This is a genomic window from Shimazuella kribbensis DSM 45090 (genome assembly GCF_000428065.1).
GTDB classification, from domain to species: Bacteria; Bacillota; Bacilli; order Thermoactinomycetales; family Thermoactinomycetaceae; genus Shimazuella; species Shimazuella kribbensis.
Genome location: NZ_ATZF01000007.1, coordinates 1 through 13,152, shown reverse-complemented (window position 1 = coordinate 13,152; position 13,152 = coordinate 1). Strand labels below are relative to the sequence as shown.

The following is a 13,152-nucleotide window of genomic DNA, read 5'->3' as shown; positions in this document are numbered from 1 at the left end:
CATAGTGGATATTTTTGCCCATCCCCACGAAAAAGTGGAATAAGAAAAAACAATGCTTTGTATTGACAATTAAGATCATTTCATCTAATATACTAATGTACCAAATTAATAGTACAAATAATGATGAATATCCATATGGAAAAACTTATCAGGGGATCAATAGTATGTAACACTCCAACAGAGAAGAGGAACACAATCATGAAGCGAATTTTTATTATTAATGGGTATGAACCGTACCCAAATGCATCAGGACGATTAAATCAAACCCTTGTCGATCATATGACAGATCAACTCCGCTCCTCCTATGAAATAAAAACAACCATTGTTGCTAATGGTTATACACCTGAAGAAGAATGGGATAAATTTCGTTGGGCTGATGTGGTTATCTATCAATCACCTGTTTTTTGGTTTAGTATTCCTGGAGCCTTTAAAACATATATTGACAAAGTATATGAATATGGAGTTTTCTTTCAAGGTTCGGATACTTATGGGGGCGGCGGGTTATTTACAGAGAAGAAATATATGCTGTCCTTGACATGGAATGCTCCATCAGAAATATTTTCAAATCCAGGACAATTTTATGAGGGGAAAGATGTAGATGAAGCAATGTTCCATTTTCATAAAACACAAGAATATATTGGGATGAAACAATTGCCCACTTTCTCTTTGTACAATGTTATAAGAGATCCTGATATCAATTCATTTCTAAGAATGCTAGATGAGCATTTACAAGAAGTCTTTCCTAATGAATAAAGAAAACCATCTTAATCCGATACATGTAGGATAGAGTATTCATTAAAATTATATTTTTAGTATATCGGTAAGCGATATAAGATTGTCGTCTGTTCTACATGTCTTAAGCGATCCAAGGCGTCTACAGATCGTTATGACTCTGAAAGATAATGTGGAGCAAAACTGTGGAATCTATTATAATCAAATGCCCAAATCTACTTTGACTCATCATTTAAAAGTCCTTAGCAGCTGGTGTGGAACAAGTAAGGATGGAAGGGAAATAACATTTTATTCCTTACACACGGAGGATTTTGAGCAGTTGTTCCCGGGATTGCTCCTGTTGATTTTAAATACTCATACCGAATTAATTGAATAAGGCAGTCACCTAAAAAACAACCTTTACTTGATTAGCAAAGGTTGTTTTTTATATTAACTGTTTCATGTTTGTTGACATGGATGCAATCATTCACGATTTGGCTATACCAAAAATAGAGTACTCCTCTCAAGATTTCCCTCTGAAATATATAAAGCAAAAATTAGAGGAACACTTTTTGACACACCATACGGCTAAAGCCGTAGGATTCTTGGGACGGTAGTCTCATGACTACTTCATTACCAAGCTAACCCCGTGAGCCCCACGGTTCATTACAACAGAATAGTCCTACTGCTTGGTTTTCGCATTTCAAACTATCCAAAAAATGTAATTGATGGTAGTTTATAACCAGAATGTATGTTTGTAAATATATTTTCTGAAAAAAGTGTTGGACTTGTCAGAGGGCTGAACCCTTTCCCGTCCAACGCTTGCTTTCCATTTGGTAATGAGGAAGAAAACCAACGCAAATCGTCTAAGTTTTGCGGTTCTTTTGAAATTGGTGGTACCCCTACTTGTGAACAAAACAAGATAAGCCTAATCGTCTATCAAATCCCTTTTATTTCTTGTCCATTTCCTTGATAATATACCAATATCGATTCATCGTCTTATTTGACATAACGTAGAACAAATTAATAAAGAATATGGCAGGTGCAGTAATAGCGACTATTCCTGCAAAAATTTGTTCAAACGTCAAAGCCAAAATGATAGCTGTTACCCCATTTTGTTGAGCAAATGCCAAATGAATGCGATCACTAATTGGTAAATTTTTCGTGAGCAAAAAACCAACTACTATCTGAGCAATAAAGGTAACAATAGCTAACCAAAAACCATTTATTATATCGATACCATCTAACATAAGCATTCCTAACATAAACGTAGAAGTCCATAATGCAATTTTGGTAATACAAGAAATAAATACATCAAATGATGGTCGCAAAAATAGGCCCACAAGAGCAATTCCTAACATCAGAAAGTGGGATACTGCGATTATCATCACAACACCTAATAAGATGTAGACAAGAATGGAATACTTGCGGATCAAATACCAAATAGCAAATGTTACAATAGCAAAACTAATATTAGCACCTAGATTAACAGCATAATCCGAAATATTTAAAATATTTATTTCCGTATTTTCGATGTTCATATAATAAGCAACAACCATCGATGCATAAAAAGACAGCAAAACTGTGATCGGGTCATCAAAAGAAGCCCATGAAGCCAAGATCGTTCTTACTCTTTTGGACATACGGGAATTATTTAAAATAGCGGCAACAGATAATGGATCAATTTGTGCGACAACAATTCCTAAAATTAAGTATTTTGGATCGTTATGAAAATAGAACAATACACCACTTATGATTCCTATTTTGATTAACACCCCAACCGTAATTACGGGAATGATAATACGCATATTCTTCTTTGTATCTTCTAATCTAATACTATAAGTGCTACTGTATAAACCTAATGCCAACAGTAGATGAATGACTAAAATATATATCTCTGACTCATTTGCATGTTGGATGTCAACTACATATGCTGAAAAAGCACCCAAAACTAAGAAAAAAATTAATTGAAAGAGACCAGTCACCGATACCCTCCTTTGATTAGTAAACTTCACTTGTATTTCCAATAATTTAGTAAACTCCTACAAATAGCATAGCACATAGGTCATCTTTCTCTATTGACTGATTCTTAAGAATATGGATATCTATAGATAGAGCCACCAAATGTACGAGCTTATTTGAGGAATCTGGAAGAACAAAAGGATCTTCCCCTGAATAGGCGTGGCCACCAATCAACAAGATGATACTGATAGGACAAACGCAAACGAAACCCAACAATTACTGGAAACAAGAAAAAAGTTCGAGTCTCATGAAAGGGAGACGATGATCAGGGAAGTATTCAGAGGGATCAAACATATCCCTCAGAAGGTGAAACAGAGTTGGTACTGGACACCCACTCCTAGGGCGCTGCTAGCTCTCACCTTTCTCCTATCGCCGACAGCGCACATCATCCACCAAGTACTGCCGGCGATCATGATGGAGCAAGGTCATGGTGGTCATGTTGTAGCACTGCCGATCTTTCAGCTGGGGCTTCAGCTGGCAGCGACAACAAGCGCTACTCGGATCATCCACCAATATGGTCCAAAAAGGATGATCGTCTGGGGTGTCATTGTGTGGATCTTCACCTACCCGCTCACTGGTATCTTGGTGTCAAAGGACTGGATCTGGGGTTTCTATCCGAAAGCATTTACCACCTTCCCCACCACTTGGGCTGTCGTGGCCATTGGTGCTTGGTGGTTGGAACTGAGGAAACAGCGGGGCAATGAAAGAGACGATGGTCTCCAAGTCGACAACTGGTCGAAACTGTTCCGAGGTGTTGTGATGGGATCCCTCACTGCACTGGGTTTTTTCTTGGTGCGAAACCATCAGATTTGGCTGTGGGTAACCATCCCTGCTGTCATCACCGGACTACTCTTCGTACCTATCATTCAAATGAAGGAGACAACACTCGAGACAAAAAAGAAAGAGAAAAAACAAGAGAAAAACACGACATGGCGGAACGATAAAGCCGTTTGTCTCGAACTCCTCGGTATGGGAGCTCCGATCTCGGGTTCGATTCTTGTATCGGTACTGATCCTTTCAGCGATGCAAGGTTGGGCTTCCTTGATTCTGTTGTCAGTCGTACCTATGTGTACGCCTCTCATCAGTATCCATCTGCTTCAAAAAACGGAGCTGGGCACAAAGAATCCCACTCCTAGTTGGTGGACAACTGTACATCGGTGGCTCCTGTGGAGTCATGGGATTGCTATCGTCGGCTACGGTTTGATAGCCTTGGGACTTAGTACCTCCCAAGGAATACTTCTGATGGTGGCTGTTCCCTTCGTCATGCTGGGTCGTACGGCCCCAACGTGGATAGCTCGAAAGGCTAGGCAACTCACGTCGAATACATCGCTCTATGTAGCGGCAAGCAAATCCCAAGATACTTGTGTCCAACTGATCTCCGCGTTCCTAGGATTTGGCATAGGACAATGGCTGGGTTTGACACCAGCTTTGTTGCTCGGTGCAATACTCTGTGGTGTATCACTGTTCTGCACATACCGGTATCCGTCTCGGTAAAATGCAATCGAACTCCTACTCTGATTCGACGCATGAGCGTCGAATCAGAGTAGGATGAATATAAACTAGTGTATAATCAAATTCGCATCTCACAAAAAAATCGCTCGTTTGTAAGTCTTATGACACATAACAGGAACATAAAAATGAAGCTACGGAAAAGACCAAAAATCGTTGGACTCAGTCCTTCCAATGGCTTGATTGTCCCTTTTTGATTACTTTAGTTCCATCATATAGTTGCGGCCAGAATACAAGACTGCTAATCCAAAAAGAACTGCTACCGCACCAAAATAAAATGGTATATGAGGGTTATACCACTCTGATAGTTTTCCTGCTAACCATGGTGCAATTGCCCCACCAACAAAACGTATAAAGCTATATGAAGAAGATGCTATAGACCTATCTACAGGCGAAACTTCCATGACGGCAGTTGTTATAAGTGTATTATTCACCCCAAGAAGTCCACCAGAAAGAACAATACATACGATAAGCACTGGAACATATTCAGTAAAAACACCCATAAAGAGTAACAACAACGTAAATAAAAACAAAATCATATACATTACTTTTTTTGTACCGAAATGTTCTTGCAATTTCGGAGCAATCACGACAGAGGATATTGCTAAAAATATGCCCCAAAAGAAAAAGACAAACCCAATACCTTGGGCATCAAGATGTAATACAAAAGGTGAAAAGGCCAGCAAGGTAAAAAAGCCAAAATTATAAAAAAGAGCTGTTATTCCAATAGACAGTAATCCTCGATGTCCCAGGGCCCGGATAGGATCCACAATGGAACTCTTTTTCGCTGGTTTTGGAACCTTATCTAGCAAAACAAATACTGCAACAAAGCCAATAACCATTAGAAAGGCTACTCCAAAAAATGGACCTCTCCAACTGATGCTACCTAATAAACCTCCTAATAAAGGTCCAACAGACATTCCAAGACCAAGTGCTGCTTCATACAAAATAATGGCACTTTCCGTTCCGCCTGTAGCAACGCTAACGATCACTGCTAATGCTGTAGATATAAACAACGCATTTCCTAAACCCCATCCAGCTCGATAACCGACTAGTTGTCCAACTGTTCCTGATAAACCACCAAATAAAGAGAATATTATGATAACAAAAAGACCTATAAGCAGCGTAGCCTTTGGCCCGATGCGACTGGACAACCAACCCGTAATAAGCATCATAACACCTGTAACAAGCATATAACTTGTAAATAATAAAGAAACTTGACTAGGTGTAGCATGCAATTGTTTCCCGATTGCAGGTAGTATTGGATCTACTAACCCTAAACCCATAAAAGCAACCATACAAGCAAAGGCTACTGCCCATGCTGGCTTTGGTTGCTTAAAAATCGTTTTGAGTGAATGTGCCTGATTCCCCACTGCCATAACGTCATTCTCTGTTGCTGCCATATAACAAGAATCCTTTCTGTATACAAATATTTCGATTCACGAAATTAATTATAACATATATTTCATTTGTATCCTATCCTTGCAAGCTATATAAAAAATAGCTTCTTTTTGTGTACGATAAAATTCATAAAAAAAAGAAGCTATTGCTGACAGGAACAGGAATATATGGATCTAATCTAAGACAAAAGTGGAATCCGATCCTTATATTTCTTTACAATCTGTTCGTTATGTTCATCTGCACCATTTATATTTCCACTAATAAACACAGGTGGTGGATTATAACCTTTTTCGATAAGCAGATCAGTCACCTCAATAAAAATACTATTTAAAATCGCTGCACCAACAATAGTAGATGCAGAACCGAAAGAAACAGGGGATGATGCATGTTTCATCATGGCATCTCCTTTTGGTATATGATTATCCAAAACCAGATCTACCACGTGACAGAGTAACTTTCCGCTGTGATGTCGGGACAATTCATGTTGATACTGAGAAGAAGTTAAACCAATCACATAGGCACCTTTTTCTTTCGATATCATTGCAACATCGACAGGAACAGGATTTTTACCAGAGGTAGAAATAACAATCACAACATCATGTGGGCGAATATCTTCCTTTCCCATAAACGTATGTGCATAATCATTTTCTCTTTCATTCTGTGAGGAAGAAACAGCACCTTCATGTAACATTAAAGGTTCATGAAATATTACTCGTACAGGTGCAAGCCCGCCAGCTCGATAAAATAATTCTTCACCCAACATATGAGAATGTCCACATCCAAATAAATGCACAATCCCACCCTGATCAATACAATCAGCTATTTTCGTTGCTGCATCTATAATATTAGTTTCCTCTTCCCGCTTCACTTGATCCAACAAACGATGGACATGTTCCAAATAAGTTTCAAACATTTTATTCGCTCGCTTTCTTAATAATGGTAGCAACTTTTTCTGGGATGGTTTCTTTTGTAATGGGATGAATAGTTGATCCGAATATATGTGGAATAAATAGCTCAATTCCGGTGTTTTTGACCCCGTCTACGATTTCTTTTATATTATCCTCTGTAATTCCACCAGCGGGCTCTACTGCTTGAATGTCTTTTTTTGCAGCAATACGTGTTAAATCAATCAACTCATCTAAATGAGCGAGCCCTTTTACTGGCATCAATTTAATAGAAGGAATACCAAAAACTTTCACCAATTCAACAAATAATTCTGTGTTGATTTCTCGACCAGAACCAAGTCGTACAGTTCCTACTTTTCCTGATGGAGCCACCAGAGCATTTACCCACTGATTTTTTGATTTCCCTTCTAAATAACCCATTGCATAACTAGCATTTTCAAACGGTTGATTAAGATGACCAGCTTCAGATAACACTGCTATTTGAAGTGCCTTTTTCCAATTATCTTTGTTACCATTCCCACCTAATCCAACACTCACGACATCCACAACTTTTTTGAATTCGTTTATGGTTTGTACTGCATCCTCAATCTCATAATCTTGTGCTGTAATACCTGGTAGAATGTATCCTTTTCCTGCTACTATGATATCTTGTAAATTCGCAACATCTTTTGCTAAAAAATTAAATAGGATAAAATCGTTTAATCGTTTTGTTTGCAATCTATTTCATCCTTTGCTTGTTCAATCATTTGTGTCATATTTCGCAAGGCAACGGAAATGATTTTTTCTCCTTTTTCTTTTGAAGCCAGAGTGGCATCCCCTAGTACCGCCGTTTTTGAAAATGTGCTCCATTTTGTGGGAGTAACATCTGCTGTATCTGGAATATCAGGAGAATCATGAATTGCGCGATCCATACGAACTTTATCTTCAGCCAAATACAACATATAGGAAGTTTCTAGTTCACATGCATGAAAATAACTATCGTGTATGGGTTGGGATTCACGTACATCATGAATAACTTCTTTTGTACCTGGATAAAACATCACAAATACTTTTAATTTCGGATACTTCTCATATAAAACACGTGAAGCTTCCTTTAGAGCAACCGAATTCCCATAATGACCATTCACAATCACCATAATACGAAAACCTTGATGGAATAAACTTTCTCCGATTTCCACTATGAAATGAGTAATAGTTTGATTGGAAATCGTTAGACTCCCAGGAAAATCACTTAAACTCCAAACTTGGCCATAAGGTAGGGTAGGTAAAACCATTCCATCAATAGAATCAGCTAGTTTTTTGGAGACTTCTTCAGCAAGATAATTATCGGTCCCCAAAGGAAGATGAGGACCATGAGCTTCTACTGCTCCAACAGGTAATATGGCTACTTTTGATTTTTCAATAGCTGACTTTATTTCATAGGAATTTTGTTCTTGAAACTGCATAAGAGCATCCCTTCCCTTTACTTTTTGAACGAAAAACATCTAGCTGGATTGGTAACAAAAAATTTATGGATCAAAGTTTCACCATCATACCCGCGTTGATTTGCTTCTTCGATAAAGCGAGGGATCCATTTTCCAATGATATAGTTTAATCCCAATCCATGATCATAGTGCTTATAATAACTTTTCCGTGCTGTATCTCCACTAATCAAAATCTGATCTTCATACCCTTTATTCACCAAATGTAGTATTCCGTTAATTCTAGTGCTTTCCGGGTAATACTTTATTTTTCCTATTCCATCAAAACTTAAAAATGCACCAGTTCGAGCTACTTGTTCATGATAAAACGGATCTGGATTTCGATCCATATGACCAAAACTTACATGCTGCAAATCTATGCCTTCACTTTTTAGAATCTCGATCTGTTCCAGTGCCATCGTACCAGCTTCAGTATGAGAGTGCACAGGTGCTTTCGTCTCATGATGTGCTCGTGCAATTACTCGAATGGTTTTTTCTTCTAATGGAGTAATGCGATTATAACCAGTTCCGAATTTTACTTGCCCAGCTTTGAACGAAGTACCTTCTAACCCCATTTCCACCTCAGAAATGACGTGATCAGTCAGTTTTCGGATCGATGTTTGTTCTATCCATTGCCCGAAAGTTGTAAATTCACCAATTACTTGGCGTAAAGCTGGTGTAAGTTTCGCTTCCCAAAGAAAGCTCTTATTAAAACCAGCAGTTCCTACAATTTGAATCCCTGTCTCTTGTGAAATCTTTGCAACACCCTGCACATCTCGTCCATAATCAATAGCTGTAGCATCTACCATACTTTGTCCACCTAGGTGTTTAAAATCAAGGACATCTTTTTTGGAAGAAGTATAGTCATCTAGTAATAAATCATCTTCTCCTTTTTCAACCCAGTAAGGAGGACGACAAATAATATGCTCATGAGAATAAGTAAAGCCGAGAGACTCGGCTTTGATGTCACCCAAAAAAGTACGTATAAACGACATAGAATGACACTCCTTAAAACAGAATTTGTGCTAAAAATTTAATGATTGGACCTAGGACAAACATATCTGAATCAGCTGCCCACATAGCCGTATCTGGGATCGTTTTGGTAATCAGATTGGTAACCATCAAATATTGTCCCCAAGCAACTACCGTTGCCGTCATAAAACCACCGATCAAAGCACCACGAACCCCACCAGTAGCATTACCAAAAACACCTGCAGCAGCACCATGGAAAAAGAGAACAATCATCGTAGGTACAAATACATATCCAATTCCTTTACCAAGTACGAGCAACCAGAGGATTGCACCTACTAATGTACCCAAAAATCCTAGTGTCACCGCATTTGGTGAAAAAGGATATAGGATCGGAACATCCAGTGCTGGGCGTGCTCCTGGAACTATTTTTGTTGCAATTCCTTTAAAAGCAGGTACTAATTCCCCTATAAACATCCGTACTCCAACTAGAACAACAGCGATCCCACCGGCAAACGTAAGAGACTGGATGATAGAATAAATAACAAAATTTTGTTGTCCAGCTTGTTTGATTAATTCGGTTGCTCCAGGAGTACCTTTTGTAGAGACAATAATAGACCCAATTAAAAATAATAAACCCATCGATAATGCCGTGATTACGTTTGAATCCCGAATAAATTCCAATCCTTTAGGAACTTTTAGTTTTTCTGCGTCATTTTCCTTATTGCCAAATAATTTTCCTAAACCGGCTCCCAACAAGGCAACCGATGCAGATGTATGTCCTAATGCGATCTGATCATTTTTCGTGATTTTCCGCATAATCGGCTGTGTTAAAGCTGGTTGTAAAGTCCAATAGAGCCCCATAACAATCGACAAGAAAATTACAAGTGGCCAAAAAGATACATCCCCAACAGCGTTGATTACGATTCCGGCAAATATCGTTGTTGTCCAAAACATCATGTGGCCAGTCAAATAGATATACTTAAACTTAGTAAATCTTGCGAGAAGAACATTAATTAAAAATCCAATCGACATTGCTAATGTGATAGCGCTACCAAATTTCGAATTAAAAGCATCTTGTCCCAAAAATCCAGCTAAAGGTGGAACATTAATACCAAATACTTCTTTCCACATTGGTTCAAAAATGTTAAGTGCACCCACAATAATATTTGCACCAGCACTAATGATTAAGAAACCAACTACGGCTTTTAACGTCCCTGTCACAAGCTGACTTGCTGTTTTCTTTTGGAGAACAAGACCAACTAACACAATAATACCTAGCAAAATTGCAGGAGTACCAAAAATGTTGTTCGCAATCCAAGTTAGTATATTCATGTTGTAATTTCCTTTCTAGATGCGATTTTGCAATGCTTCTTTGATTTCCTCTAGATCGAAGTAATTATTTACAATTACAATCTCAGATTCATGACCTGCTAACGTTTGCGCTAATTCTGCACTTGTTACAATTAAATCACTACTCATCCCAGATGCAGAGGATACGTCCACATGCTCTACATCTGCGCCTACGCCCATTTCATTTAAAACTTGTTCAATATTCATACGCAAAATTAAGCTAGTACCTTGTCCTAACCCACAAACTGCTAATATCTTTTTCATAACAATACCTCCTGAATAATACTTTTCTATGTGTTATTGAATAAGTGAACTACCTCTAACTTGTCCTCTGTTGTCAAAATGGTATGCAATTTTTCCTTGTTACCAAAAACTTTCGAGATTTGTCTTAACATCTCCAAATGGCTTGACTTATCTATACCAACCAAAGCACAAACAAGTTTTACAGGATCATTTGACTCATGTCCAAAAGCGATCGAGGTAGTTAATCGGATGATGGATAATCCCGTTTGCAAAGCACCTTCCTCAGGACGAGCATGAGGAATTGCAATACCTGGAGCGATTACAATATATGGTCCTATATCTGTATATCCCTTTACCATTGCATCAACATAATCTGGTTTCGCTTTTTTTGCATTCACTAATAAATCTCCTGCCAAACGAATGGCATTTATCGCATTCTTTCCTTCAACATCTAATTCCACAGTTTCTAATTGCAACAGTTCCACTTTGATACATCCTCCCTTATTGATCGTCGATAACCTTCCGTTTGTTATTACCCGAGAGCTCAATTGTATATTGATATCGATCTGCACGAGCAATCATTTCAACTAGTTCAAAGGGTACATCTTTAGCCATAGAAAGCCTTCGTAGGGATAAAACCGCACTGTATGGAGGAATCAAGAGAGTACTAGCCTCTAAATCGGTTGCTTCCCGTGCACGGATCCACTCGGTTGCATGCTCAATGGTAATACCATAACGATTTTCCAAGTCGACATAAAGCGACTCATCCTTAAGACCTGTATTTACAAAATTCGGGATCATACTACTGCGTAAATAACTGACCATGATTGCAATGGGCTCATCATCTACACATCTTACTCTCTTCAACTTTATAACAGAATCATTTTGATTCAGTTGTAAATCATGAATAAGTTTCTTAGATGGTTTAATCTCTACCATCTCAAGCCCTAACGTTTTCGTGCGTTTTCCTTTTTTCTTCATTTCGGTCGTCCAACTGGTTACACCATCAACTTGTTGAATGATTTCTTTGGATTTTACAAATGTCCCTCGTCCTTGTTGTTTTACTACTATCCCCTCAACTTCTAACGATTCTATCGCTTTACGAACCGTAATACGACTTACTTGATACATCTCTTCAATCTCTGTTTCTGTGGGGAGAGCCTCCCCTTTTTGCAAATTCACTTGAATATAAGCAATTAGTTCCTTCTTCAACTGTTTGTACAAAGGAACAGTAGAATTTCTATTTAAGAACTCGGTCAATGTAAATCACCTCCATCACCAAACATCATAATGATATACAAAAAAGAAAGCGCTTTATCTAAATTCATTATAACGTTTGTATATTTATCTATCAACTCATTTATATATCATTTACATAAGAAAGAAAAAAACATAACAAACTTATTCATTTCGAAAACATTAGAAAGCTTCTTTGATCAAAATAAAAAGCCCCCTCTATCAGGAGCTTCTCGTTTAGAAATTTTATGATTGTGCCTTCTTTTTCTCTTTTAATTCTGCTAATCTTTGTTCAAACTCTGGTCGGTAAGGATTCAGCTCTGGTCTGTCGCTATCTAGTAATTTTTCTAGTTTTCGTATCATTTGTTCTTCATCTTTTCCTTCATAATCAAGGAGATCAAAAAATTTTTTATCGTCCATTCGATCTGCCACTCTAGATCACCAATCCTTCCTCTACCATTTTTATTCATTTCTTCTTCCCTTAAAAAAACCTTAATAGCAATTTTAACATAACAGACATGTTTTTTTGTTGGCTTGCATCGTTTTTAAATTAAAATTCACATCTTATCTTTATTTGCTTTCCTCTTTCTATAAAGATCACCGTATCATTCCGGAAAAAACACACTTTTAAAAATATTTTAGATATGATTTAGCCTCACAGAAGACAGGTCATGTACAAGGTATATTTTGATGCGAAATCACAGTCGATAAATTCGAGAAACGATTAAAAAAGATGAATTTCCAATATATTGTAATCGGAGTCATTCCGATGAATAAGAGTAATTCCTATTTTCTCTTCTGCTGTGCTTGCTTGTTTTCTGCTTCATTTGCTGTAACCCAACATTACCAGAAGAAAAATTCTTGTGTTATTTTGTATGATCATATTAATTTTAAGTTCGTTCCATTAAATTCTGCTTCAATAGTAGTACGTCATTGAAATAATCTCACTTCATCTGCTAAAGTTTCCGGTGATGGAGTTGTATCGTATGAGCTCATCAAATACAAAAGAGCTAAATGGATGTTAAAGCCAAATATACTCCAATTTCATCAAGAAAAAACTAGGTAAAGTAACATGGAATGATGTTGTTTCTTCGCTCCATATCAGATAAATAGCATTCAAAAACACATGATCTCTATATACTTAGAGATCATGTGTTTTCTTTTTCCCGGTGCTCTAATTTGGTCCATTTTCAATGCTTGGTAAAATTAAACTTCGCACGATTTCTAGTTCTAAGCTTACAGATTTTTGCCGACTGAAAGCCCACGGTTTGAATCGTGGGATGAAAGACGGCGTTGCTCCAAACCCCAAAAAAAGGGGTTGCAAGAGCAACGAATATTTTGTA

The 13,152-nt window shown here is 37.8% G+C and carries 14 protein-coding genes; 3 read left to right on the top strand and 11 right to left on the bottom strand.

What is annotated here, in order from left to right; genetic code table 11:
* Positions 1 to 198: 198 nt before the first annotated feature.
* Both A3GQ_RS0111625 and A3GQ_RS26245 read left to right on the top strand, forming a co-directional pair.
* Positions 199 to 753 (top strand): NAD(P)H-dependent oxidoreductase, encoded by a 555-nt coding sequence (locus A3GQ_RS0111625; RefSeq protein ID WP_028777197.1) that lies wholly within the window; start codon positions 199 to 201, stop codon positions 751 to 753.
* An 82-nt stretch (positions 754 to 835) separates the two neighbouring features.
* Positions 836 to 1,108, top strand: coding sequence for an ArsR/SmtB family transcription factor (locus A3GQ_RS26245; protein WP_281170825.1), 273 nt, complete (start codon positions 836 to 838; stop codon positions 1,106 to 1,108).
* Between the two features lie 553 nt (positions 1,109 to 1,661).
* On the opposite strand, the gene A3GQ_RS0111620 is transcribed toward A3GQ_RS26245, so the two are convergent.
* On the bottom strand, positions 1,662 to 2,696 hold the full coding sequence (locus A3GQ_RS0111620) for a cation:proton antiporter (RefSeq protein WP_028777196.1): 1,035 nt from the start codon (positions 2,694 to 2,696) through the stop codon (positions 1,662 to 1,664).
* A gap of 298 nt (positions 2,697 to 2,994) precedes the next feature.
* Here A3GQ_RS0111620 and A3GQ_RS0111615 point away from each other — a divergent pair, with 298 nt between their 5' ends.
* Complete coding sequence (locus A3GQ_RS0111615) at positions 2,995 to 4,227, top strand: hypothetical protein (RefSeq protein WP_169818286.1); 1,233 nt, start codon at positions 2,995 to 2,997, stop codon at positions 4,225 to 4,227.
* A 212-nt stretch (positions 4,228 to 4,439) separates the two neighbouring features.
* Here A3GQ_RS0111615 and A3GQ_RS0111610 read toward each other — a convergent pair whose 3' ends face one another.
* From A3GQ_RS0111610 to A3GQ_RS0111565, 10 genes are all read right to left on the bottom strand, one after another.
* Positions 4,440 to 5,645, bottom strand: a complete 1,206-nt coding sequence (locus A3GQ_RS0111610; protein ID WP_083964210.1) for an MFS transporter — start codon at positions 5,643 to 5,645, stop codon at positions 4,440 to 4,442.
* A 176-nt stretch (positions 5,646 to 5,821) separates the two neighbouring features.
* Positions 5,822 to 6,556: an SIS domain-containing protein gene (locus tag A3GQ_RS0111605; RefSeq protein ID WP_028777193.1), complete on the bottom strand. Its 735-nt coding sequence runs from the start codon at positions 6,554 to 6,556 to the stop codon at positions 5,822 to 5,824.
* Position 6,557: 1 nt separating this feature from the next.
* Entirely contained in the window at positions 6,558 to 7,265 is a 708-nt protein-coding gene (locus A3GQ_RS0111600) for a KDGP aldolase (protein WP_028777192.1), read from the bottom strand.
* Positions 7,247 to 7,993, bottom strand: coding sequence for a creatininase family protein (locus A3GQ_RS0111595; protein ID WP_028777191.1), 747 nt, complete (start codon positions 7,991 to 7,993; stop codon positions 7,247 to 7,249). The genes A3GQ_RS0111600 and A3GQ_RS0111595 overlap by 19 nt, the downstream gene beginning before the upstream one ends.
* A 17-nt stretch (positions 7,994 to 8,010) precedes the next feature.
* Positions 8,011 to 9,003, bottom strand: coding sequence for a phosphotriesterase family protein (locus A3GQ_RS0111590; protein ID WP_028777190.1), 993 nt, complete (start codon positions 9,001 to 9,003; stop codon positions 8,011 to 8,013).
* A 13-nt stretch (positions 9,004 to 9,016) separates the two neighbouring features.
* Positions 9,017 to 10,312, bottom strand: coding sequence for a PTS ascorbate transporter subunit IIC (locus tag A3GQ_RS0111585; RefSeq protein ID WP_028777189.1), 1,296 nt, complete (start codon positions 10,310 to 10,312; stop codon positions 9,017 to 9,019).
* A gap of 15 nt (positions 10,313 to 10,327) precedes the next feature.
* Positions 10,328 to 10,594 (bottom strand): PTS sugar transporter subunit IIB, encoded by a 267-nt coding sequence (locus tag A3GQ_RS0111580; protein WP_037464795.1) that lies wholly within the window; start codon positions 10,592 to 10,594, stop codon positions 10,328 to 10,330.
* 26 nt (positions 10,595 to 10,620) lie between these two features.
* The gene (locus tag A3GQ_RS0111575) at positions 10,621 to 11,058 is read right to left on the bottom strand and encodes a PTS sugar transporter subunit IIA (protein WP_028777187.1); all 438 of its coding nucleotides are present in this window, start codon (positions 11,056 to 11,058) and stop codon (positions 10,621 to 10,623) included.
* Between the two features lie 16 nt (positions 11,059 to 11,074).
* Positions 11,075 to 11,833 carry a GntR family transcriptional regulator gene (locus tag A3GQ_RS0111570; protein ID WP_028777186.1) on the bottom strand — a complete coding sequence of 253 codons (759 nt, stop codon included), beginning with the start codon at positions 11,831 to 11,833 and terminating at the stop codon, positions 11,075 to 11,077.
* 222 nt (positions 11,834 to 12,055) lie between these two features.
* The gene (locus tag A3GQ_RS0111565; protein ID WP_028777185.1) at positions 12,056 to 12,241 is read right to left on the bottom strand and encodes a hypothetical protein; all 186 of its coding nucleotides are present in this window, start codon (positions 12,239 to 12,241) and stop codon (positions 12,056 to 12,058) included.
* Positions 12,242 to 13,152 lie beyond the last annotated feature (911 nt).